The organism is Curtobacterium sp. 8I-2 (assembly GCF_902506155.1).
Lineage (GTDB): Bacteria > Actinomycetota > Actinomycetes > Actinomycetales > Microbacteriaceae > Curtobacterium > Curtobacterium poinsettiae.
Map to the genome: position 1 here is coordinate 150,860 of NZ_LR732827.1, position 23,427 is coordinate 174,286.

23 protein-coding genes are annotated in these 23,427 nt (G+C 70.0%); 10 read left to right on the top strand and 13 right to left on the bottom strand.

Going from position 1 to position 23,427, the window contains the following annotated elements; translation table 11 throughout:
• Positions 1–101: 101 nt before the first annotated feature.
• From BOSE127_RS04440 to BOSE127_RS04465, 6 genes are read right to left on the bottom strand one after another with little or no spacing between them, the layout of a single operon-like run.
• Positions 102–1,706, bottom strand: coding sequence for a glycoside hydrolase family 32 protein (locus BOSE127_RS04440; protein ID WP_042537101.1), 1,605 nt, complete (start codon positions 1,704–1,706; stop codon positions 102–104).
• A complete protein-coding gene (locus BOSE127_RS04445) occupies positions 1,696–2,655 on the bottom strand; it encodes a carbohydrate kinase family protein (protein ID WP_159556342.1) in 960 nt (319 codons plus the stop codon). Before BOSE127_RS04445 ends, BOSE127_RS04440 begins: the two co-directional genes overlap by 11 nt.
• On the bottom strand, positions 2,652–3,989 hold the full coding sequence (locus BOSE127_RS04450) for a glycoside hydrolase family 32 protein (RefSeq protein ID WP_159556344.1): 1,338 nt from the start codon (positions 3,987–3,989) through the stop codon (positions 2,652–2,654). Before BOSE127_RS04450 ends, BOSE127_RS04445 begins: the two co-directional genes overlap by 4 nt.
• Positions 3,986–4,894 carry a carbohydrate ABC transporter permease gene (locus BOSE127_RS04455; RefSeq protein WP_017887447.1) on the bottom strand — a complete coding sequence of 303 codons (909 nt, stop codon included), beginning with the start codon at positions 4,892–4,894 and terminating at the stop codon, positions 3,986–3,988. Before BOSE127_RS04455 ends, BOSE127_RS04450 begins: the two co-directional genes overlap by 4 nt.
• Complete coding sequence (locus tag BOSE127_RS04460) at positions 4,891–5,838, bottom strand: carbohydrate ABC transporter permease (protein WP_017887448.1); 948 nt, start codon at positions 5,836–5,838, stop codon at positions 4,891–4,893. The genes BOSE127_RS04455 and BOSE127_RS04460 overlap by 4 nt, the downstream gene beginning before the upstream one ends.
• Entirely contained in the window at positions 5,838–7,241 is a 1,404-nt protein-coding gene (locus BOSE127_RS04465) for an ABC transporter substrate-binding protein (RefSeq protein ID WP_017887449.1), read from the bottom strand. The genes BOSE127_RS04460 and BOSE127_RS04465 overlap by 1 nt, the downstream gene beginning before the upstream one ends.
• Before the next feature lie 137 nt (positions 7,242–7,378).
• Here BOSE127_RS04465 and BOSE127_RS04470 point away from each other — a divergent pair, with 137 nt between their 5' ends.
• Positions 7,379–8,422 carry a LacI family DNA-binding transcriptional regulator gene (locus tag BOSE127_RS04470; protein WP_017887450.1) on the top strand — a complete coding sequence of 348 codons (1,044 nt, stop codon included), beginning with the start codon at positions 7,379–7,381 and terminating at the stop codon, positions 8,420–8,422.
• Entirely contained in the window at positions 8,423–9,895 is a 1,473-nt protein-coding gene (locus BOSE127_RS04475) for a GH32 C-terminal domain-containing protein (RefSeq protein ID WP_042537094.1), read from the top strand. It abuts the gene before it with no gap.
• A 91-nt stretch (positions 9,896–9,986) separates the two neighbouring features.
• On the opposite strand, the gene BOSE127_RS04480 is transcribed toward BOSE127_RS04475, so the two are convergent.
• Both BOSE127_RS04480 and BOSE127_RS04485 read right to left on the bottom strand, forming a co-directional pair.
• Entirely contained in the window at positions 9,987–10,607 is a 621-nt protein-coding gene (locus BOSE127_RS04480) for a response regulator (RefSeq protein ID WP_042537093.1), read from the bottom strand.
• A complete protein-coding gene (locus BOSE127_RS04485) occupies positions 10,604–11,782 on the bottom strand; it encodes a sensor histidine kinase (protein WP_159556346.1) in 1,179 nt (392 codons plus the stop codon). The genes BOSE127_RS04480 and BOSE127_RS04485 overlap by 4 nt, the downstream gene beginning before the upstream one ends.
• A 151-nt stretch (positions 11,783–11,933) precedes the next feature.
• Here BOSE127_RS04485 and BOSE127_RS04490 point away from each other — a divergent pair, with 151 nt between their 5' ends.
• From BOSE127_RS04490 to BOSE127_RS04525, 8 genes are all read left to right on the top strand, one after another.
• Positions 11,934–13,019: an FtsX-like permease family protein gene (locus BOSE127_RS04490; protein ID WP_017887454.1), complete on the top strand. Its 1,086-nt coding sequence runs from the start codon at positions 11,934–11,936 to the stop codon at positions 13,017–13,019.
• Complete coding sequence (locus BOSE127_RS04495) at positions 13,016–13,690, top strand: ABC transporter ATP-binding protein (RefSeq protein WP_017887455.1); 675 nt, start codon at positions 13,016–13,018, stop codon at positions 13,688–13,690. The genes BOSE127_RS04490 and BOSE127_RS04495 overlap by 4 nt, the downstream gene beginning before the upstream one ends.
• Positions 13,691–13,798: 108 nt before the next feature.
• Positions 13,799–15,367, top strand: coding sequence for a helix-turn-helix domain-containing protein (locus BOSE127_RS04500; RefSeq protein WP_017887456.1), 1,569 nt, complete (start codon positions 13,799–13,801; stop codon positions 15,365–15,367).
• Positions 15,368–15,581: 214 nt separating this feature from the next.
• On the top strand, positions 15,582–16,715 hold the full coding sequence (locus tag BOSE127_RS04505; RefSeq protein ID WP_159556348.1) for a DUF475 domain-containing protein: 1,134 nt from the start codon (positions 15,582–15,584) through the stop codon (positions 16,713–16,715).
• Between the two features lie 149 nt (positions 16,716–16,864).
• Positions 16,865–18,466, top strand: coding sequence for a Na+/H+ antiporter (locus BOSE127_RS04510; RefSeq protein ID WP_031259878.1), 1,602 nt, complete (start codon positions 16,865–16,867; stop codon positions 18,464–18,466).
• Between the two features lie 265 nt (positions 18,467–18,731).
• Entirely contained in the window at positions 18,732–19,604 is an 873-nt protein-coding gene (locus tag BOSE127_RS04515) for a pentapeptide repeat-containing protein (RefSeq protein ID WP_159556350.1), read from the top strand.
• A gap of 89 nt (positions 19,605–19,693) precedes the next feature.
• On the top strand, positions 19,694–19,849 hold the full coding sequence (locus BOSE127_RS04520) for a hypothetical protein (RefSeq protein WP_017887460.1): 156 nt from the start codon (positions 19,694–19,696) through the stop codon (positions 19,847–19,849).
• Between the two features lie 120 nt (positions 19,850–19,969).
• Positions 19,970–20,266 carry an ArsR/SmtB family transcription factor gene (locus BOSE127_RS04525; protein WP_017887461.1) on the top strand — a complete coding sequence of 99 codons (297 nt, stop codon included), beginning with the start codon at positions 19,970–19,972 and terminating at the stop codon, positions 20,264–20,266.
• Between the two features lie 25 nt (positions 20,267–20,291).
• Here BOSE127_RS04525 and BOSE127_RS04530 read toward each other — a convergent pair whose 3' ends face one another.
• The 5 genes from BOSE127_RS04530 to BOSE127_RS04550 form a co-directional block, all read right to left on the bottom strand.
• Complete coding sequence (locus BOSE127_RS04530) at positions 20,292–20,966, bottom strand: cation transporter (RefSeq protein ID WP_159556352.1); 675 nt, start codon at positions 20,964–20,966, stop codon at positions 20,292–20,294.
• Positions 20,963–21,310 (bottom strand): Cd(II)/Pb(II)-sensing metalloregulatory transcriptional regulator CmtR, encoded by a 348-nt coding sequence (cmtR, locus tag BOSE127_RS04535; protein WP_042537088.1) that lies wholly within the window; start codon positions 21,308–21,310, stop codon positions 20,963–20,965. The genes BOSE127_RS04530 and cmtR overlap by 4 nt, the downstream gene beginning before the upstream one ends.
• A gap of 78 nt (positions 21,311–21,388) precedes the next feature.
• Complete coding sequence (locus BOSE127_RS04540; protein ID WP_156155264.1) at positions 21,389–21,562, bottom strand: hypothetical protein; 174 nt, start codon at positions 21,560–21,562, stop codon at positions 21,389–21,391.
• 175 nt (positions 21,563–21,737) lie between these two features.
• The gene (locus tag BOSE127_RS04545; protein ID WP_017887465.1) at positions 21,738–22,913 is read right to left on the bottom strand and encodes a flagellar hook protein FlgE; all 1,176 of its coding nucleotides are present in this window, start codon (positions 22,911–22,913) and stop codon (positions 21,738–21,740) included.
• Between the two features lie 70 nt (positions 22,914–22,983).
• Positions 22,984–23,427 (bottom strand): flagellar hook assembly protein FlgD, encoded by a 444-nt coding sequence (locus tag BOSE127_RS04550; protein ID WP_017887466.1) that lies wholly within the window; start codon positions 23,425–23,427, stop codon positions 22,984–22,986.

Genomic DNA, 23,427 nt, shown 5'->3' on the forward strand with positions numbered 1-23,427 from the left:
GACGAACCTCCGACCGCCGTCCGACCGCCCTCCGTCGGCCCTCCGTTCGCCCGCCGTCCGCGCCGACGCCCGGCACTGTCGCAGCTCACGGACCTGCGTGCCTACTCGCCCCCGTACTCGCGGATGGTGATGCCGGAGAAGGTCGCGGTGCCGCCGTCGGAGAACAACGAGATGCCCGTGTCGCCTGTGTCGAAGTTCACCTGGTTCGAGAGGACCGTCGCGCCGTCGTCGACGAACACCTCCACGCTCTGCGTGTCCACGAGGATCCGCAGGTGCGAGGACCGTGTCGCAGGATCGACGGGAGCCGCCGCGCGGGTGTACGGCGAGAGCGCGAACCCGGCACGATCGGAGCGCGCGCGGTCGACGTAGAGGTCGCCACCGGCCGTGCCGATGTTCGTGGACCGAGTGGCGTCAGCGGAGCGTCCGACCGACACCCCGACGTTCGTGGCGTCGGACCACGTCACGTCGAGTTCGATCTCGTAGGCCCGCCCGTCGTAGGGCAGGACCGTGGATCCGTTGACCGACTGGTCAGCGATCGGGACGGTCCGGGTCGCAGCGCTCCGGAGCGCTGCGACGGGCTCGCTGATGAGCGCGTAGCCGCCAGCGGACCGACGCCGCAGCGTGATCTCGCGGACGATCGAGTTCTGACCGTTGTACCCGTCCGAGGCGTCGGTCGGGACCTGCCGGTCGGCGTACTTCCAGTTGTTCATCCACCCGATGCCGTAGCGCTTCGTGTCCGGCGCTTCGACCGCAGGCCACGTGACGGCCGCGTACCAGTCCCAGCCCCAGTCGAGCCACTGCGGTGTGGGGTCGTCAGCGGTGAAGAAAGTACCGTCCCACGAGCCGGTCCAGTAGGCGTAGGTGCAGGGCAGGCCCACGTTGTAGGCGTCCATGCTGCCGGCCAGGACCCAGTGCGTCGTCCCGTCGTCGGCGGTGATCTGGAACAGGTCGGGGCACTCGATGCCTCCGAGGTCGTGGTCGGGGTAGTCGAAGTTCCGTTGCAGGGTCCAGTCGACGAGGTTCTTCGACGTGTAGAACGCGGCGTACCGCTGCCGCCCGATGACGCAGACCCATTCGCTGCGGGCGGCGTCCCAGGCGACCTTCGGGTCACGGAACCACTCGGCGTTCGAGACCTCTGCGTCGGTGGTCGCTGCGCGGCCGTCGGTGTTGACGATGACGGGATCCGGTCGGGCGGTGAAGGTGAAGCCGCCGTCGGTGGAGAAGAACAGGTACTGCTCCTGGTACTTCCGCACGCCCCCTGTCGGGCGGGTCGCGAGGGCGATGACGGCACCGGCACCGTAGCCGGCGGTGTCGTCGGTGTCGATCAGGGTGCAACCCGTCCACGTGGGCAGGTTGGTCTGCAGCGGGATGACCGTTCCCTCGAAGGTGAAGTCGACACCGTCGGTGGTGGAGACGTGGTCCCAGCCGCCGTCGCCGTTGTCCACGTCGGAGTGCAGGTAGTACAGCTGGTACGCGCCCCTGGTGAACACCGGACGCTGCGGATCGGACAGCCATCCGGCAGGCGGTGTCATGTGGTACCTGGCACGGAGCGAGGTGCCGGTCACTGCGGATGCTGCGGACGGAGCCCCGGGTCGGGACAACGATGCGGCGCGTGCTGCTTCGCCTGGCGCGGTCGCGGCGAACAGTGCGAGCGCACTGATGCCTGCACCCTGGAGGAGTGCGCGTCGTCGGAATTCAGAGGTCATGGTCCACTCCGGTTCGAGGTCGGGATTGCGTCGGATCGTGCACTTCGGGAGTCGCTCCCCGCACGGGGATCAGGTCGGTGGCACTCGGCAGATCGGCTCCCCGCCGGGCGACGGTGATCGCCGCGGCACGGGTGCAGACACGTCCGAGTTCCGTGAGGATCGGTTCGCCGAGCGAGTCGAGAACGGTGGCGTGGTCCCGCAGCTGCCAGACGAGCGTTGCCATGTAGGTGTCGCCCGCTCCGACGGTGTCGACGACGTCGACGCGTTCACCGGGGACCCGTACCCGCTCGGTCGCGGTCGCCAGGAGCGAGCCGGTGGCGCCCGTGGTGAGGACCGCGAGCTGGGCGCCGCAGCCGAGCACGCGATCGAGGACGGCGTCCTCGGACAGCCCCGGGTAGAGCCACGCACCGTCTTCGTCGGAGAGCTTCACGACGTTCGCCGTCGCTGCACGGTGCTCGAAGGTGAGTCGCTCGTCGGCAGCCGCGCCGAGGAGTGCGGGACGGATGTTCGGGTCGAACGAGACGACTCCCCCGGCCGCCGCGGTGCGTCGCGCGAGTTCCGACACCTTGCTCGCCCCGGGTTCGAGGAAGACGCCGATCGATCCGACGTGCAGCCAGCTCGGCGTGCGTGGCAGCTCCGGCAGGTCCCACTCGACGTCGAACTCGTACGTCGGCTGGCCGTCCGCGTCGAGCCGGACAGAGGCGGAGGACGTCCGGCTGGCTCGGAACGTCCCGTCGACGAGTCGGACGCCGGAGGCCCGGAGGTGATCGGCGATGCGGTGTCCTCGGACGTCGTCCCCGAGCCACGTCGCGAACTCGACCGGTGCACCGAGCCTCCCCAACCCGAGTGCCACGTTCGCCGGGCTCCCACCGGGTACCTCACGCTGTGATCCGTCGTGCACGACGTCGACCAACGACTCGCCGGCAACGGTGATCAGGGGCCGGGTCATCTCGGACCCGCCACCGTCACAGCGCTCCGCAGGTCCCAGACCGACGCCTCGGGAGGAGCTTCCACAGTCCAGGGTGGTGCCTGCTCGGGGTAGACGCGCGTCGTGACGGATCGGCCGGCGCTGGTGAAGACCTCGACGACGGACCCGTCCACGAACACCCGCACCGCCGGCAGCTCGCTCCGCGGTCCGAACGGCGCCCGGACCACGGCAGGGCTCGTGTCCGCGCGAGTGTCCCCGCTGGCACGACTCCGATCGACGGTGAGGGTGTCGGCCTCCAGGTCGACACGGACGTCGAGGTACTCGGCCTCCGAGAACCGGAGACGGACGACGCCGGTGACCGGGGTCGGGAGCACGATCTCCACCTGCGCGCCGATCGTCGCCCCGTGGCCCGGACGCGACGTGCCTGCTCGCAGTGACTCCACCGCGGGGTGCGGTGCACTCGCGAGTCGTCCGTCGGTGAGCCACACCCTCCTGGGCAGGGAGACGGCACCGGACCAGCCCGCCTGCGCGGTCGCCTCCAGAGGACGACCTTCCGTGACCCACCCGAAGAGCACCGCACCCCACGACCCGGTCCGCATCACGGACGGCGCGTAGAAGTGCTGCCCGTGGTCGACCCGGTCGGGGTGCAGCGTGCCGGTCAACGGGACCGCGATGACCTCGCCCGGTCCGTCCTCGTGTGACCAGGACGCCATGAGGGCGACGTCGGTGCCGTCGACCGTGAGGATCTGCGGGCACTCCCAGCCTGCGCCGGTGTCGATGCCCTCGACCGTGGCACGGGTCATCGCGACCAGGTCGCCGGCGGACGCCCAGGTGACGCCGTCGGCGGATCGGTAGTGACGGACCGCCGCGGTCTGGTTCGCAGCCGCTGCTCCGACAACCATCGACCAGCCGTCCTCGTCCTGCCAGACGAACGGGTCGCGGAACATCGTGATCCCCTCGTCGGCCGCCGGGTCTGCCACGACCTGGACGGGTGGACCGAAGCTGGTGCCGCCGTCGGAGGACTCGGCGAGGAGCACCGACTGGAAGGGGCTGTGGTCGACCTTGCCGGAGTAGTACGCGCGGACGACGTCGTCGTGGAGCACCGTGTTGCCCGACCACGCGCCCCCGGAGTCCGCGCCCCCGGGGACGGGGACGATCGCGGGCCGGTGCAGGCTCCAGTGCACCAGGTCCTCGCTGGTGGCGTGTCCCCACTCGACCGGGATCTCGAGGTCGACGAGCGGCCTCGACTGGAAGTACAGGTGCGCCCGTCCGCCGATGTCGATCGGTCCGTTCGGGTCGTTGAGGTAGCCACGGGGCAGCCGGACGTGGAACTGCGGGAGGTGGTGGTCGGTCATCGGGAGGACCCAGCCGTGACGCCCTCGATGAAGTACCGCTGGGCGAAGACGAAGAGCAGGACACTCGGGATCATCGTCAGCACCACGCCCGCGAGGACGACCGAGATGGACCCGGTCCCGAGGTTGCCCTGCAGACCGACCAACCCCAGCGGCAGGGTGAACGTGTCCTGCTGGTTGAGGAAGATCAACGGCCGGTAGTACTCGGCCCAGAAGCCGGAGAAGTTCAGGATCGCGAGCGTCGCGATCGCGGGGCTGGCCATCCTGGAGTAGACGTGCCAGAACACGCCGAACTGGCTGGCACCGTCGATGCGCGCTGCTTCGCCGAGCTCCTTGGGCATCTGCATGAAGTACTGCCGCATCAGGAACGTGCCGAACGCGCTCCCGAGGGCGGGGACGATCAGGGACGCGATCGACCCCGTCAGCCCGATGTCCTTGAGGATGACGAAGACCGGGATGATGATCGTCTGGATCGGGACCATCATCGTGGCGAGGAAGATCCCGAAGACGGTGTTCTTCCCCGGGAAGCTGATCATGGCGAACGCGTAGCCGGACAGGGTGCAGGTGACGGTCTGGCCGACGACGATCAGCAGTGTGACGACGACGCTGTTGAGGAAGAACTGGCCGATCGGGATCTGGTCGAAGACGGCCGCGTAGTTGCTGAAGTCCCAGGACAGCGGGAGCCACTGCGGCGGGTTGTCGAAGGACTCAGCCGGCGTTCGGAGGGACGTCGTGAGCGTCCACAGCAGCGGCCCGAGGGCGAACACGGCAGCGACGATCAGGATGACCAGGCCGACGATGCTCCCGACGGTGGCGACCGGACGTCGCCGGCGCACGATGTGGTCGATGCTCGGTTGTGCCACGGTTTCCGGGCTGTGCAGTGGATCGAACGTCTGTGTGGTCGTCATTGGTAGAACACCAGCTTTCGTGCGGCGATGAACTGGACGGCGGTGATGATCCCGATGATGACCAGCAGCAGGATCGCGATGGCGGAGGCGAATCCGAACTGCAGGTTCTGGAACCCGGCCTGGTACATCGAGATGGTGGCCGTCGTCGTCGCTGTACCGGGCCCGCCCTTGGTCATGATGAACGGTTGGTCGAACAGCTGCATGGCGTTGATCATCGCGATGACGGTCGCGAACAGGATCGTCGGGCTGATCAGGGGGATCTTGATCTGGAAGAGTGTCCGCCACGGGCCGGCGCCGTCGATCGAGGCGGCTTCCTGGACGTCCACCGGGACCGCCAGCAGCGCGGCGACGAACAACACGAACGTGAAGCCGACCTGTTGCCAGACCACGACCATCACGATCGTGACCTTGGCCCAGAACGGGTCGTTCAGCCAGTGCGCCCCGGGGAGGCCGATCTCGTTGAGGTAGTAGTTGATGAGGCCGAACTTCGTGTCGAAGATGTAGCCCATGAAGATCGACACTGCTGCTGTGGACGCCAGCAGCGGCAGGTAGAACGCGGTGCGGAAGAACACACGGGTGGTGTTGCGCTTCCGGTTGTTCGCCAGCACCGCCAGCAGCAAGCCGAGCGAGATCTGCAGGACGACGATGGCGAGAGCGAGTCCGATGGTGACCCCGAAGGACGCGAGGACCGGCCCGTCGGTGAACAGTCGGACGTAGTTGTCCAGGCCGACCCACTCGGGACTGCTGATCACGTCCCACGAGGTGAACGACAGGCCGAGTGAGGCGAGGATCGGGACGAGGGTGAACACGGCGACGAACACCACCGCGAGCCCGATCATGAGGAAGCCGAACGTGGACTCACGCCGACGGGCACGTTTCGCCGCCGGCCGGCGGGCTGCGACCTCGGCCGCGCGCTGGGTGCGTCGTTCTGTCGTTGCGGTCATCACGATGCCTGCGCTGCGGCCTGCTCGATGTCAGCCTGTAGACCGTCGAGCGCCTTCTTCGCGTTCCCCGACGAGATGGCCTGCGTGGTCCGCTGGTTGAGGGCCGTCGCGAGGGCGTTGTAGTACGGCGGTGCGGAGATGGGCACCGAGTTGTCGAGCTGGTCGTAGAACACCGACCAGTGCTCCGGCCCCGTCGTGGAGTACCGCTCCGCGGTCATCAGCGACTTCTGCGCGGGTGTGGTCACGTTGCCCGGCCACAGCGCGTCGAAGCTCTCCGGCTGCACCATGAGCTTGATGACCTCGAACGCGAGGTCCTTCTGCTTCGACGAGTTGAAGATGCCGTACCCGCCGGCGCCGAAGAGCGACTTGTTGCTCTTCCAGGTCGGGAACTCGACGACGTCGAAGCTGCCGTTCCGCATCCCTGCGTTGTGGAGACCGCCGGCCCAGAAGCCGCCGCCGATCGTCATGCCGATCCGGCCGGAGGACATCAGGCCCTGGAGGGTGGCACCACCGCCGACGTCCGGCGAAGGGGACGCGCCGGACTTCTGCAGCTCGATGACGTACTCGAGTGCTTCGACCGCTGCGTCGGAGTTGGCGGTCGGGTCACCCCACTTCCAGCCGCCCTTGCGACCGGTGACGCCGAGCGGGTTGTCGGCGAACGCCTTGCTCTTCCACAACCAGTCGCCACCGGAGTACTTGCCCTCCTGCAGCAGGTTGCCGTCGTTGGCGTACAGGAACGAGGTCCAGCTGCCCCAGAGGCGCACGACCCAGTCGAACGCGTACGTGCCGGAACCGATCTTCGCGAGCCGTTCTGCGGAGGAGTGGAAGTCGTCCATCGACCAGTCGGCCGCGGGGCGCGCGAGGCCGGCCTTGTCGAAGAGTTCGGTCGAGTAGAACATGCTGCCCGCGTTGAAACTGTCGGGGAGCGTGTAGAGGTGGCCCTGGTACATCGTCGACTCGATCAGCGCCGGATGGGCACCGCTGAAGTACGCGTGCAGATCCGACAGGTTCTTCGTGACGAGGTCGTCGAGCGGGGCGAGCAGGTTCTTCGACGCCAGGAGCTGCTGGCCTTCGGTCGCCACGCTGACGATGTCCGGGACGTCGCCCGACGCGACCTGCGTCAGCACCTTGGCGAGGAAGTCGTTCCAGTCCGTGCCGTTGATCGCCGTGACCTCGAGACTCGCCTTCTTGTCCAGTTGCTTGATCTTCGGCTCGATCGCCTTCTGCAGCGCTGTGGCGGCGCTCTGCTCCCCGAAGTAGAGCATCTTCACCGTCCCCGTGTCGCTGCCTCCGCCAGCCGTCGAGCACGCCGCCAACGACCCGATGCCGGCCAGCGCGAGCCCGGCCCCACCGAACTTGAACAGCGTGCGCCGGTTGATGGGAGTGCTGAATCCATTCGTCACGGTCGCTCCTCTCTGAGCGATGATGACCCCGCTCCACGCCGGGCCAATACGTATTTGTGAGGCGATCGTACACAGCGGGCACCGGGGAGGCAATACGTATTTGCTTCTGGCATGATGAGCGGGACGAAGGAGATCCGATGGCGAGCCGAGAACGCACAGCGCAGTCGCACCGCGTCACGATGAAGGACGTCGCACGCCGTGCAGGGGTGTCGCAGCCGACCGTGTCGTTCGTGCTCAACGACCGTCGGGACGTCTCGATCGCTGACGAGACCCGTGCCCGTGTGCTCCAGGCTGCGAAGGAACTGGACTTCCAACCGAACCGGGCTGCGCAGTCGTTGCGCTCGAACCGCTCGTACACGGTCGGCGTCATCGCTGACCGGCTCGTGTCCCAGCCGTACGCCGGGCACATCGTGCTCGGTGTGCAGCAGGCGGTGCAGGAGGCCGGGTACGTCTGCTTCGTGGTCGAGACCGCCCAGACCACCGACGGCGGCAAGGCAGCGGTCGAGAACCTCGTCCGGCAGGGTGTCGCCGGCCTCGTCTACGCGGCGCCCGGACCGGAGTACGTCACCCCGGTCGCAGGGCTCGACCGTGTGCCCACCGTGTTCGTCAACTGCTTCCCGCCCGGCGACACCGACGCCGTGACCGTCCTGGCCGACGAGTTCCAAGGCGGCCGTGACGTCGCCGCCGCGGTCTTCGCCGCCGGCCACACCAGGGTCGCGTTCCTCGGAGGCCCCGAGGACGACTACGCCTGCCAGGAGCGCAAGCGTGGCCTCGAGCGCGCCGCCGCGGATGCAGGGATCGCTCCGGACTCCATCCGCGTCGAGTTCGGGACCTTCCAGGTGGGTTCGGGCTACGACCTCGCGATGGAGGTCCTGACGACCGAGCGGCCGACCGGGATCATCTGCGGGAACGACCGCATGGCGGTCGGCGCACTGATGGCGGCGCAGTCGCTCGGCATGCGCTGTCCCGAGGACGTCAGCATCGTGGGGTTCGACGACCAGCCGGACCTCGCCGATCAGATGCACCCACCGTTGACCACCGTCGCGCTCCCCCACCAGCAGATGGGTTTCGACGCCGGAACCCTGCTGCTGGCGGAGACGGAGCAGCCCGGTCGGCACCTCGTGCCGTGCGGGTACGTCCCCCGGAGCTCACTCGCAGCTCCCCGACCCGAAGGAACCTGATTGGCCGCCACACCCAGCACCCACTTCCGGCCCCCGAACGGCTTCGTCGGGGACGTGATCCCGTTCGAGCACGACGGCACGGCGTGGCTGTTCTACCTGCTCGACGAGCGTCCGGGTGTCCCCCCGCTCGAGCGAGCGACCGGGATGCCGTGGGGAGCCGTGACCACGACCGACTTCGTCGGGTTCGAGAGCAAGGGCGTGGTCCTGCCTTCGGGCGGCGCCGATGCCGGCGACTTCGACTGCTACACCGGAAGCGTCGTGCAGGACGACTCCGGCACCCTGCACCTGTTCTACACCGGGCACAACCCGCGGATCACGACCGAGGTCGACGGCGTCACCAAGGATGCCCAGGTCGTCTGCCACGCGACGTCCTCGGGTGATCTCACGGACTGGACGAAGCACCCCGGATGGGATCTCCCCGCACTCGCCGGGTACTCGCCCGAGGACTGGCGCGACCCCTTCGTGTTCCGTCCGTCTGCCGAGGGGCCGTGGCAGATGCTCCTGGCAGCGCGTCGACGCGACGAACCGTACCGACGATCCGGTCTGGTCGCGCGACTCGAGTCCGACGACCTCGTGACCTGGCGCGACGCGTCACCGCTCTGGGAACCCCACCGCTTCATCACCCAGGAGTGCCCCGACGTCTTCCAGTGGGGCGGATGGTGGTACCTCGTGTACTCGGAGTTCTCGGACGCGTTCTGCACGCGCTACCGCATCGCGACGTCCCCGGACGGGCCGTGGCTCGCTCCGGCGGACGACACCGTCGACGGGCGCGCGTTCTACGCCTCGAAGACGCTGGCGCTCGACGGCGAGCGGTACTTCGTCGGTTGGATCGCGTCGAAGGAGGGCGACCGCGACGACGGGGCCTGGCAGTGGGCCGGGACCATGGCCACCCTCCAGGCACACCAGCGGGTGGACGGGTCGTTGCGCTTCGACCTGCCCGAAGCCGTGAAGGCCGCGTACTCCGACGAGGTCGACGTGACCTCGGCCTTCCAACCGCGCAACGGCGCAGATCCGACGGTCGGTGCCGGCGCCGCCACGCGGTACGCGTCGTGGGTCGGTCCGGAACTCCCCACGGAGGCGCTGGTCAGCATGGACATCGACCTCGCGGCGGACACGAAGTCGCTCGGACTGCTCCTGCGCACCAGCGACGACACCGAGGACGGCTACGCACTGCGTCTCGAACCCGATCGGAACCGGCTCGTCCTGGACCGGTGGCCGCGCGGCAGCACCGGCACCGAGCAGTGGCAGATCCTCGGTGACGTGCCGCACGCCGTGGAACTGGAACGTGCCGTGCAGCTCGCCCCGGGCACGCACCGGGTCGACGTCCACCTCGACGGCGACGTCTGCGTGGCCGTGGTGGACGGCAGCGTCGCTCTGAGCACGCGGCTCTACGACCGGCCCGCCGGTCGGGTGGGGCTGTTCGTGCAGGACGGCGCCTTCACCCTCGAGCGGTTGACGATCCGGACGCGCTGACCCCGGCACGAGCACCGGAGCGCGCACCGGCACCGGAACCAGCGGGCACCGGCACCAGCACCAGCACCAGCACCAGCACCAGCACGGGCCGTCAGCGCAGGATGCCGAGCGCCCGGGCCTCGGACACCGCGGCGGTGCGGGAACCGACGCCGAGCTTGGAGAACACGTGCACCAGGTGTGACTTCACGGTGGCGTCGGTGATGTGCAGGCGTGCCGCAACATCGACGTTCGAGGCGCCCTCGGCGACGAGCCCGAGGACCTCGATCTCGCGAGCGGACAGGCTGACCCTTGGCGCACGCATCCGTGCCATCAGGCGGCTCGCGACCGCCGGTGCGAGGGCGCTCTCACCGGCGGCTGCGGCGCGGATCGCGGCGAGCAACTCGTCGGGTGGCGTGTCCTTGAGCAGGTACCCGCTGGCCCCCGCTTCGACGGCGCCCAGGATGTCGCCGTCGCTGTCGTAGTTGGTGAGGACCAGGACGTACGGCGCGGCGTCGGTCGACCGGATCTGCCGGGTGGCGTCGGCACCGGTGCGGTCCTGCCCGAACTGCAGGTCCATGAGCACGAGGTCCGGGTCCACGGACGCCACGAGGGCGGCGGCTTCGTCGGGGGTCGCGGCCTCCCCGACGACGTCGATGTCGACGGCCCCGTCGAGGAGTGCGCGCAGGCCGGCGCGGACGACGGGGTGGTCATCGGCGATGAGGAGTCGGATCACGGCTCACCGACCTCCACGGTCGCGGTGATGGTGGTGCCGTGCCCGGGTGCGCTGTCGATGGTGAGACGGCCACCGAGCTGGTCGACGCGTTCACCCATCGCGCGGAGCCCGAACGCGTCGGACGTGCCGGAGCGGGTGCCGGTGTGGTCGGGGTCGAACCCGGTGCCGTCGTCCTGCACCCGCAGGGACGCGTGCGTCGCGGTGACGTCGAGGGTGATGTCGATGGTCGTGGCGCCGGCGTGCTGGGCGACGTTCGCCACGGCACCCTGGGCGATGCGCAGCAGAGCGGTCTGCACGTCCATCGTCAACTCCGACGATTCGGGTGCTGCGGTCACGGTGATGCCGAGTCCCTCGCGGTGCCACTGGTCGCTGAGGCGGCGCAGCGCCGCGGGGAGTCCCGCGTCGAGGGACGGCGGTGCGAGCTCCCGGATGAACCGCCGGGTGTCTGCGAGACCGTCGGCCGCGGTGGCGCGTGCGAGGCGGATGTGCTCGATGCCCGGGCGGTCGCTGTCGGCTGCTTCGGCGGCGTGGAGGAGCATCTGGATGCTCGAGAGGTCCTGCGCGACGGTGTCGTGGATCTCGCGTGCCAGGCGGGCGCGTTCGGTGAGGACACCCTGCTGCCGTTCGGTCGCGGCGAGTCGGTCGCGGGTGGCGAGCAGTTCCGCCAGGAGTGCCTCCCGCTCGACGGACTCACGGGCGAGCGCGCGGTAGCCGAGGCCGATGAGCAACGCGACCCCGGCACCGACGAGGGGGCCGATCACCCCGCCCACGGTGAATCCGCCGTGCAGGCCCAGGGCGAGGACCGCGATCAGGGTGGCTGCGACCACTGCGGCCGGCCCGACGATCCTTGGCAGGACGTGCAGGTAGAGGAAGAACAGCGGGAACACCAGGTACGCCGCTTCCGGCACCAGGACGAGCAAGGCCACCCACACGGCGGTCAAGGCGGTGATCCAAGCCGCACCCACCACGGCTCGGCGTGTCTCCGGCGCGGCGGCGACACCGGCACCGAGCAGGTAGAGGACCGCGAACCCGACCACCAGGGCGATCGCCGCCCACATGGTCGGGTCGCGGACGACGAGGACGCGGACGACCACGAGCGCCACGAGCGCGGCGAACAGCACGTGCAGTCCGGTGCGGAGCCCGACGAACACGGGCGTGAGGGTGCTGTGTGCCATGTCCGTTGCAGCGTACGGCGGCCACGGCCCACCTGGCATCAACCAGAAGTCGGACGAGAGCAGTCAACCTCCCGGCGATGGCACCGCGACCGGCGACGGCGAGGCTCGTCTGGACGGCGGGGAGCGTCCCTGCTGTCGGGAAGGAACCATCGTGTTCGTCGCTTGGCGTGACCTCCGAGCCGCCCGTGGCAGGTTCGTGCTGATCGGGTCCGTGGTGTCGTTGATCACCCTGCTCGTCGGTTTCCTCGCCGGTCTGACCGGAGGGCTCGGCGCACAGGACGTGTCCGCGGTCCTCGGCCTCCCCGGGAACCGCCTCGTCCTGCAGGAGCCCTCGACCGGACAGCCGTCGTTCTCGCAGTCGACGATCGACGCCGCGACGGTCTCCGCGTGGCGGCAGTCCTCGGGCGTCGAGCACGTCACGCCGATCGGGATCGCACAGGGGCGGGCCGAAGCGCACGCCGAGACCGCACCAGCGGTGGCCGTCGCCCTGTTCGGCGTGCCGCGGGGAGCCCCCGCGTCGACGGTCACCGACCTGGCTCCGCGGTCCGACGACACGGTGGGCCTGTCCGCCGGCGCAGCGAAGGACCTCGACGTCGCCGTCGGGGACGCCGTCACGATCGCCGCAAGGACCTACCGGGTCGCCACCGTCGGCGGAGACGCCTGGTACAGCCACACCCCCGTCGTCGCGCTCTCCCCGACGGCGTGGGCGTCGACCGACCGGCGCCTCGGCGGGGACGGCGAAGCGACCGTGCTCGCCGTCTCCGGTGCGCCGGACTGGGGCAGCACGGCGGACCGCACGCACACCGTCGCCGCGTCGCCGCTCGCCAGCCTCACCGCGCTCGACACGTTCAAGTCGGAGGTCGGGTCGCTCGGACTCATGATCGTGATGCTCTTCGGAGTCTCCGCACTCGTCGTCGGGGCGTTCTTCACCGTGTGGACGCTGCAGCGTGCCGACGACATCGCCGTCCTGAAGGCCCTCGGGGCCTCCGACGCGTCGCTCGTCGGCGATGCCCTCGGCCAGGCACTCGTCGTCCTGGCCGTGGGCGTCGGGGTCGGGATCGGTCTCGTGTCGGTCCTGGGGACGCTCGCGAACGATGTCCTGCCGTTCCTGCTCAGCCCGCTCACCACCCTGCTGCCGGCCGCCGTGATGGTCGTCCTCGGCCTCGCCGGTGCCGCTGTCGCACTCCGCACCGTCACCAAGGCCGACCCCCTCACCGCACTCGGGAGCAACCGATGATCACCCTCGACGACGTCACCCTCACCTTCCCCGACGGCGACTCCCGCATCACGGCGGTGGACCGCGTGTCCCTGACCGCTCCGAACGGCGTGGTCACGGGCATCACCGGGCCCTCCGGCTCCGGGAAGTCCTCGCTCCTCGCCGTCGCTGCGACCCTGATCCGCCCGGACTCCGGGCACGTGTGGATCGACGACGTCGACGCAGCGACCCTGAGCCGGAACGAGGCGACGACGCTCCGCCGCGACCAGGTCGGCATCGTGTTCCAGCAGTCGAACCTCATCGAGTCGCTCACCGCGCGGGAACAGCTGCTCGTCATGGCGGAGCTCGGTGGCGGCCGCCGAGACCGGACCGCGGTGCACACCCGTGCCGATGCGCTGCTGGCAGCGGTCGGTCTCGCCGAGCACCGCGGCAAACGTCCCGCGCAGCTCTCCGGTGGCCAGCGGCAACGGGTCGCCATCGCCCGCGCCCTGGTGAACACCCCGTCCGTCCTGCTGGTCGACGAACCCACCAGCGCACTCGACCAGGAGCGGGGCGCCGAGATCATGGCGCTGATCGCGCGTCTCACGCACGAGCAGGGCACGGCGACGATGCTCGTCACGCACGACCTCGTCCACCGCGACGCGCTCGACCGCCTGGTCACCGTCGTCGACGGCCGCCTGACCGATGCCTGAGCGTTCGTCCCCCGAAATTCCCAACTGTGACGTATTCGAGACCTCGAGGCGCGCAAAGGGTGCCGATCTTCCACTGGTTTATCTCATGAGCGTGTTAGCGTGGCGCACATGACCGACACCACCACCGTCGTCTCGCCGGCATCTCCGGCGACCGCAGCACCCCTCCGTGAGGTCGGCGCCCTGATCCGGGGCGCCCGCAAGGGCCGCAGCATGACGCAGGCCCAGCTCGCCGAACGCGTCGGCACCAGCCAGAGCGCGATCAACCGCATCGAGCAGGGTGGGCAGAACCTGTCCCTCGAGATGCTCACCCGCATCAGCGACGCCCTCGACCAGCAGATCGTCTCGATCGGCGGCGCTCCGCAGCGTGCCCACCTTCGGGTGCAGGGCGGCCGGAAGCTCAGTGGCTCCATCGCGGTGAACTCGAGCAAGAACGCCGCCGTGGCACTGCTCTGCGCCTCGCTGCTGAACCGCGGCGTGACCCGTCTGCACAAGGTCGCCCGGATCGTCGAGGTCGACCGCATCATCGACGTGCTCCGCAGCCTCGGCGCGAGCGTCACGTGGTCCGAGGACGGTGAGACCCTCGAGATCGTCGCCCCCGAGGACCTGCGCCTCGACGCGATCGACGCCGACGCCGCCCGTCGCACCCGCAGCGTGCTCATGTTCCTCGGCCCGCTCAGCGGCCGGTTCGAGTCCTTCCGCCTGCCCTACGCCGGCGGTTGTGACCTCGGCACCCGCACGGTCGAGCCGCACCTCATCGCGCTGCGTCCGTTCGGCGTCGACGTCGAAGCGACGTCCGGCTGGTACGAGGTCGACGTCGCCAACCAGGCCGTCCCCACCAAGTCGGTCGTGCTGACCGAGCGCGGCGACACCGTGACCGAGAACGCGATCCTCGCCGCCGCCGCCCGCGACGGTGAGACCGTCATCCGGAACGCCAGCCCCAACTACATGGTGCAGGACCTCTGCTTCTTCCTCGAGCTGCTCGGGGTGCAGATCGAGGGCATCGGCACCACCACGCTCCGCATCACGGGCAAGAGCCGCATCGACGAGGTCGTGGACTACTGGCCGAGCGAGGACCCGGTCGAGGCCATGAGCCTGCTGACCGCCGGCATCGTCACCGCCTCGACCCTCACCGTGACCCGGGCGCCGATCGAGTTCCTCGAGATCGAGCTCGCGACCCTGGCCGAGATGGGCCTGCGCTTCGACGTCACCGAGGAGTACGCCGCCGCCAACGGTCGCACCCGCCTCGTCGACATCACGGTCCACCCGTCCGAACTGCACGCGCCGATCGACAAGATCCACGCGATGCCGTTCCCGGGCCTGAACATCGACAACCTGCCCTTCTTCGTCGTGATCGCGGCCATGGCCGAGGGCACCACGCTCGTGCACGACTGGGTGTACGAGGGCCGGGCGATCCACCTGCTCGACCTCACCCGCCTGGGCGCCAGCGTCACCCTGCGTGACCCGCACCGCCTCGACGTGACCGGTCCGACGCACTTCTCCGGCGCCGAGATCAGCTGCCCGCCGGCACTGCGGCCCGCCGTCGTGATCCTGCTGGCGATGCTCGCGGCCAAGGGTGAGAGCGTCCTGCGCAACGTGGGCATCATCGCCCGTGGCTACGAGCAGCTGCAGGAGCGCCTCAACTCGCTCGGTGCGTCCATCGAGACGTTCCACGACTGACGCGGGCCCCCGCAAGACACCGGTGTTCGCCGGTCGAACACGCGCAGAACGCGGTTCGGCACGCGAACACCGGTGTTCTGCGAGCCCGACCTGACGGCCCGTCCCCGCAAGTGGGGACGGGCCGTCACCCGTCTGACGGGGTCCCCACGGGCCTCCAGGCCGATGCCCAGGAGCGCTCCATGCGCCGCCCAGCCCGGACGGGCTGGATGGGCAGATGGCCACGAGATCGCTCCTGACCGTCCCCCTGCTCATCACCGTCGCGGCCGCCGCGGCGGCCTGGCTGGTGCTCGGCCCCGCCGGCGCGCTCGCCTTCGTCGCCCTCGCGTTCCTCGAGATCGCGATGGCTGCGGACTCGTCCGTGCCGATGGCCGGCATCGCCGGACGCCTGCACTCCCCCGCCCGCCGGCTGTTCCTGTCGCTCGGGATCGTCGCGGGCGTGCTCGCGATGCGGCTGCTGCTGCCGCCGGCCGCCGTCGCGGTCGGTGACGCGACCGACCCGGCGAGCTCCGTCGAGGAGGCCGTCTTCGCACCCGGCTCGTTCTCCGCGCACCTGGCCGAGGTGCGTCCCGCCCTGGCCGCCTTCGGCGCCGCGTTCATCTGGCAGGTCTTCGCCGAGTACCTGTTCAACACCGACCGCGCGTCCCGCAGGTCGTGGCTGGGCAGCCTGGAGGCGCGACTCGCCTCCGTCGCGCGACCGCGCGTCTGGTCGCTGGTCACCGCCACGACGGGGGTCGTCGTCACGTCCGTCCTCGTCGGGTCGCGTGCCGGGTGGGCGCCCGGTGTGCTGTTGCCGGTCGCGATCGGCGGGGCTGCCGGGATCGCCGCGTACCTCGTGTCGAAGTGGACCGCGGCGTGGGCGCTGCGCCCCGGGTCCGGGGGTGGCCCGTCGGACACGGAGTCGATCGGGATCGGCCGCGGTGCCTGGCGGATCCACCTGTACGCGTCGACCGTCGTGTTCGAGCGGGGGCTCGTGGTGTTCATGCTCTTCGAGATCCTCGACGGCGTGTACAGCCTGTCGGGGTCCGGGCCGCTCGGGTCGGACGGGCTCGGGGCGCTCGAGCAGGCCGCCGTGGCGGTCGGGGCGATCGGGGTCGGCGCGGTGTTCCTGGCCCGCCTGACGTCGCGGGTCGACCAGGCCGCGGGGCTGAAGCGGTTGCGGTACCTGAAGGCCGGGGCGGCGTACGTCCTCGGGGTGCTGTCGGTCCTGCTCTGGGCGAGCCTGCTCGTGCCGATCCCGGGCGTGGTCGTCGGGTGGTTCGGGACCGTCGTGATCGGGTCCGCGCTGGTGAGCAGCCTGCCGTGGCGCGCGTGGTGGCGACGGGTGGTGCGTCGGCCGCGGACGGTCTGACGCGGACGCGGCTGGCTCTGAGCGCGTCGTCCCGTCCCGTCCCGGTGCGATCGGTACCGCGCAGCGGTGCGGCGCGTCGTTCGGCTGTTCTGGAAGGATCCACCGTGGATCGGCGTTGACTTGCGGGTCGGACGACGATCGGAGTGCACGTGCTGGGACCGGAACTGGTGGTCGTGCTCGGCCTCGCCATCGCGCTGACGGCGGCGGTCGCCGACCGGATCCGGATCGCGCCGCCCGTGCTGCTCCTGGTCTTCGGCGCGCTGCTGGGGCTCGTCCCCGAGTTCGCGGACGTCGAGCTCCCTGCCGAGGCGGTCCTGCTGCTGTTCCTGCCGGCGCTGCTGTACTGGGAGAGCCTGACGACGTCGCTCCGCGAGATCCGGAAGAACCTGCGCGGCATCGTCCTGATGGGCACCCTGCTCGTCGTGGTCACCGCCGGTGCCGTCGCCACCCTGCTGCACCTGCTCGGCATGCCCTGGGGCCCCGCATGGGTGCTCGGCGCCGCGGTCGCGCCGACCGACGCGACCGCGGTCGGCGTGCTCACCAAGATGCTGCCGCGCCGGAACGTCACGGTGCTCCGCGCCGAGAGCCTGGTGAACGACGGCACGACGCTGGTGGTCTACGGCATCGCGGTGGCCGTCACCGTCGGCACGCAGGAGCTCACGTTCTGGGGTGTTTCTGGCATGCTCGCGCTGTCGTACGTCGGCGGGGTCGCCGCCGGGCTCGCCGCCGCCTGGATCGGCACGATGGTGCTGCGCCGGGTCGACACCGTCGTGCTCGAGAACCTCGTCACCCTGCTCGTGCCGTTCGCGGCCTTCCTGGCCGCCGAGGCGATCGGCGCCTCCGGCGTGCTGGCCGTCGTCGCAGCGGGCATCGTCGTCAGCCAGGTCGGGCCGAAGCTCGACCGCGCCGAGACCCGGCAGCAGGTCCGGGCCTTCTGGTCGTTCCTGACCTTCCTGCTCAACGGGGCACTGTTCGTCCTGGTCGGCATCGAGGCGATGGTCGCGGCACGCGCGCTCGACCCCGCGGACCTGCTGCGCGGGACGGGGATCGTCTTCGCGGTCGCGGTGCTGCTGGTGATCGTGCGCTTCGCGTTCCTGAACGCTGCGGGTGGGACGATCTGGCTCGTCACCCGACGCACCGGCGGAGAACCCCGTGAGGGACACCGTGACCGGCTGGTCAGCGGCTTCGCCGGGTTCCGCGGCGCCGTGTCGCTCGCCATGGCCGTGGCCGTGCCGCGCACCCTCGAGTCCGGCGGGGGCTTCCCCGAGCGCGACCTCATCGTCTTCGTCACCGCCGGGGTGGTCATCGTCACGATCGTCGGGCAGGCCCTGGTGCTGCCGGCCGTCCTGCGCCGCGCCGCGCTGCCCGAGGACGAGTCCGTCAGCGACGAACGTCGCTACGCCGAACGCACCGCGATCGAGGAGGCCCTCGACGCACTCCCCCGCCTCGCACGGTCGACAGGCGCCGACCGTGCGACGGTCGCTCGTCTGCGGAAGGACTACGAGGCCCACCTCGACGTGATCGAGGCCCGCGAGGGGGACGACGACGACCACCCCGCACTCCAGCGGCACGACAACGCGGTCGCCCTCGAGCTCGCACTGGTGCAGCACAAGGCGAAGACCCTGCTGCGCCTGCGCGACGCCGACGAGATCGACGACCTGGTGCTGCGGCAGGTGCGCGCCGGGTACGACGCGGAGGAGGCGCGGTTGGACGGCATCGAGTCGGTGGCGTCACCGCCCGCGTCGTCGTAGGGCGCCCCCGGGCACACCTGGTCGAAGCGGGCGTACCCGGTCTGTTGTGCTCACCAGGGACGCCCGTTTCCGGTTCCCGTCGCAGCGGGAACGCTAGCCTGGCCACAGTGATCCTCCGTCTCTCTCGGTGACCCACTGGTCGCCCAGCACCACCGGTTCGCCCCGCCGACGCGCGGGGGTGGTCTCGTGCGCCCGGACGGGGAACTCCATCAGGAGCTCCCCCACACCCGGCACACCATCCAGACCACCAGAGGAAGACCACTCCATGACGACCACCGACCGGTCCGCCCTGCGCGCGGACTGCGGCAACTGCTTCGCGCTCTGCTGCACCGCCTTCGGGTTCCAGCGTTCCGCCGACTTCCCGATCGACAAGCCCGCCGGCACCCCGTGCGGGAACCTCGCTGACGACTTCTCCTGCACCATCCACCAGACGCTCCGGCCGCGGGGGTTCCGGGGGTGCACCGTCTTCGACTGCTCCGGTGCGGGCCAGTACGTGTCGCAGACCCTCTACGACGGGGTCAGTTGGCGTGACCACCCTGACTCCCGCGCGGAGATGTTCCGGGTGTTCCCGATCGTCCGCCTGCTGCACGAGATGCTCTGGCACCTCGCCGAGGCGCAGGACCGTGCGGTCACGCCCGACTCGGCGGAGGACGCCGGGCTCCTGACGCGGGAGATCCGGCGCGTGCTCGTCGCAGGTCGCCCGACGCTCCTGGCGCTCGACGTCGAGCCGCTGCACGAACGCGTCCGGGACGTCCTGGTCGAGGTGAGCGGCGAGGTCCGGGCCAGGTACCGCGCCGGCCAGGACGATTCACGGGCCGGACTGCTGCGACCGGGGGCCGACCTCGCCGGTCGTGATCTGCGGGGCCGGCCGATGGCCGGCGCCGACCTGCGGGGTGCCACCGCGATCGGGGCGGACCTGCGCGGCGTGGACCTGTCCGGCGTCGACTTGCTCGGGGTCGATCTGCGGGACGCCCGGCTCGACGGAGCGGATCTGTCCACCGCGCTGTTCCTCACGCAGGCGCAGGTGAACGCGGCAGGCGGTGACACCGCCACGATGCTGCCCGACGGGATCGACCGACCGTCGCACTGGGTATCGGAGGTGGTCGAGCGGACCGTGCACCGGATCCCCCGGAACTGACATCCGTTCTCATCTATAAATGTATTGCAACTTCTGCATGCGTGACCTACGCTGAGGGCATCCCAACCGTCGATCAGCAGGAGGTCACCATGGCCGAGCACGAGAACAGCGCAGAGCACACCGTCGCCGAGCACACCCACCAGGACGGCTGCGGCCACGAGACGGTCCAGCACGAGGACCACGTGGACTTCGTCCACGACGGCCACAAGCACGCCCAGCACGGCGACCACTACGACGAGCACTGATCTCCTGATCAGCGCAGGCCCGTGATCAGCACCGATCAACGGACCTGCACGACGGCCCCGACGCACCGCGCCGGGGCCGTCGTGTTGCATGCACGTATGCGCGTGCGCTTACATGAGTCCATGTCAGACGGGATCGAAGCAGCGGCGGACCTCTTCAAGGCGCTCTCCTCGCCGGCGCGACTGCGGATCCTCTCCGCGTTGATCGCCGGACCGTCCGACGTCGGCTCGCTCGCCGACGCGACCGAGCTCTCGCAGCCGCTCGTCTCCCAGCACCTGCGCACGCTGCGGCTCGCAGGCATCGTGCAGGTCGAGCGCATCGGGCGGAACGCCGTCTACTCGCTCCACGACGAGCACATCGCCCACATCGTCGGCGACGCGGTCAGTCACGTCAGCGAAGCCGGAACCGACACCGACTGAACCGGCTGCTGCTGCCAGACACCGCTCAGCAGCACTCGCAACCGACAGCTGCACGCTCCCCCGTCAGCGCGACGACGGGCTGCTTGCACGCGTCGCCGCGCCAGGCTTCGAGCCCCTCACGCACGGCGAACCCGACCACGACGAGGCCGGCGAGCGGATCGGCCCACCACCAGCCGAACAGCGTGTTCGCCAGCAGGCCGAGCAGCACCGCCGCCGACAGGTAACTGCAGATCAGCGTCTGCTTCGAGTCGGCGATCGCGGAGGCCGAACCGAGCTCACGTCCGGTCCGCCGTTCGACCAGGCTCAGGAACGGCATGACCGCCAGGCTCACCGCGGCGAGGACGATGCCGACCGGGCTGTGCTCCGGTGAGCGGACACCCGTGAACGTCAGGACGGCGTCGAGGCTGACCACGGCAGCGAGCCCGAAGAACGAGACCGCGATCACCCGGAGCGCCGTCCGCTCCCGCGCCTCCGGGTCCCGCGCGGCGAACTGCCACGCGACGGCCGCTGCCGACAGGACCTCGACGATCGAGTCGAGCCCGAAGCCGATCAGCGCGGTGGACGACGCCACCGAACCGGCGGCGATCGCCACGACGGCCTCGAGCACGTTGTAGGCGATGGTCGCCGCGACGATCCAGCGGATCCGTCGCCGGAGGACGCCAGCACGGACCGGCGTGAGCGAAACCACGGCGGCGGTCACCGCTCGGCCCCGCAGCCGACGTCCACGGCGCAGCCGTCACCGTCACCATCGCCGTCGACTGCCAGCACCACGTCGACCAGAGACTCGAGCGCGCGGGTGATGTTGCCGTCCGCGATCTCGTAGCGGGTCCGCCGTCCCTCGGGCACGGCGACGACGATCCCGCAGCCGCGCAGGCACGCCAGGTGGTTCGACACGTTGGTCCGGGTCAGCTCGAGTTCCTCGGACAGCCGCGCCGGGTAGCCGGGGTCGTCGAGCAGTCGGAGCAGGATCCGCGCTCGGGTCGGGTCGGACAGTGCCCGTCCGAGCCGGTTCAGGACATCGAGCCGCGGGGCAATGGTCAGCATGCGCTGACCATACATCGGGCCGCGCCCAGACCGCCACAAGTCCGGACGACACGTCTCGCCCTCGGACATCGCGCGAGCTCAGACGTCCCCGAGCCGCCGCCCGGTCAGCCCGTCGTTCCAGCTCGTGCGTCCGCCGGGAGCACGCGACTCGTGCACGCCGTCGTGGCCGCTCGGTCGATCGCAGCGCCAGCGGTCGAAGACGCTGCAGCAGCGGTGGTCGGGTCGGTGGTCGGTGTCGTGGTTCTCGTGCATCGCACCGATGAGACGTCACGACGCAGCGTTTCGTCACGAACCGGCGCCGAACTCCCTGCACCACGAACGATGGTGAGCAGGAACGGTCGAGTCCCCCTTCAGCACCCGACCGTTCCTGCTCACCAACCGCTCGCGACGCGAGCGAAGCCCGCGCCCGCGACCCCGCGCCTAGCGCCTAGCGCTTGAGGTTCGTGAGCTCCTGCAGCACCTCGTCCGAGGTCGTGATGATGCGGGCGTTCGCCTGGAACCCACGCTGCGCCACGATAAGGTTCGTGAACTCCTGCGACAGGTCGACGTTCGACATCTCGAGCGTCCCCGCCGCGAGCGAACCGACGCCGGCCGAACCGGGGCCCCCGACCGTCGCACCGCCCGAGTTCGCGGTCGCGCGGTAGCCCGACGCCCCGGTCTTCTCCAGGCCGGCGGGGTTGGCGAAGGTGGCCAGCGCGATGCGGCCGAGCGCGAGCGACGCACCGTTCGAGAACGTGCCGGTCACGGTGCCGTCCTTCGAGATCGAGTAGCCCTGCAGCGCCCCGGCCTCGCGGCCGTTCTGCGAGCCGATCGCCGCGGTGTTGAGCGAGGCGAACCCGGTCAGGTCACCCATGTCGACCCGGATGCCGCCGACGGCGAGGGTCCCGCCGGCGGTCAGCTTGCCGTCGGTGCCGAAGGTCAGCGAGGTGGTCGCCGTGGTGCCCTGTCCGTTGCGCCCGGTGACGTCCCAGCCGCCGGCGGTGCGCGTGTAGGCGAGCGACATCGTGTGCTTGGCACCGGAGGCGTCGTACACGGTGGCCTCGCGCGTGATGGTCTGACCGACGGCGGTCTCGGACGGCAGGTTGCCCGCGACGGTGGCGGCGGTGGTGCGGACCGCCGGGGCTGCTGCTTCGAGCGGCAGCGTGATGTCGGACAGCTGCCCGTTCTCGTTGACGACGCCGTTCGTGGCCGGGTAGCCCTGCACGATCTTGCCGTCGGCGGTGACCAGGCGGCCGTTCGCGTCGAAGTCGAACGCCCCGGCGCGGGTGTAGACGGTGTCGTTGCCCAGGCGGGTGACGAAGAACCCGTCGCCCGAGATCATCAGGTCGGTGGCCTTGCCGGTGGCCTGCGCCGAGCCCTGCGAGAAGTTCGTGGAGACCCCGGCGACCTGCACGCCCAGGCCGATCTGGGCCGGGTTCGTGCCGCCGATGCCGGTCTGCGGTCCGCCGGCACCCTGGGTCATCTGCGACAGGGTGTCCTGGAACACGGTGGTCGACGACTTGAAGCCGACGGTGTTGACGTTGGCGATGTTGTTGCCGGTGACGTCGAGCATCTGCTGGTGGGAGCGGAGGCCGGAGATCCCGGAGTAGAGCGAGCGGAGCATGGTGCGTCCTTTCGGAGAGGCAGGGAGATCGAGGGAGAACGAGGAAGAGCGAAGAACGGAGCAGCGGGCGTCAGGACGCCGGAGCGGTGGTGGTGATGCCGGAGATCACGTCGAGAGCGACCTCCTTCCCGTTCACGGTGACCGTGGGCACGCTCTTCGCGTACGACACGGCCGAGGCGGTCCCGGTGACGGATTTGCCCGAGTCGGCGTCGGTGTAACTGACCTGCTTGCCGACGAGGTTCGCCGCGGCGATGCGCATCTGGAGCGAGAAGTTCTCGTTCCCCGTCGTGGTCTGGTTGGTGATCTGCTCCATCATCGCGAGCTGCGTCTGCTGGCCGATCATCTGGTTGGTGTCCATCGGCGACGACGGGTCCTGGTTGCGCAGCTGCGTGACGAGCAGCTTCATGAAGACCTCGGAGTCCATCGTCTGGGACTTCTGTGCGGTGGAGTTCGCGGCGAGGGCCGCGGCCTGCGCGGTCGGGTCCACGCTGCCGGTGATGCCGTCGATGGGCAT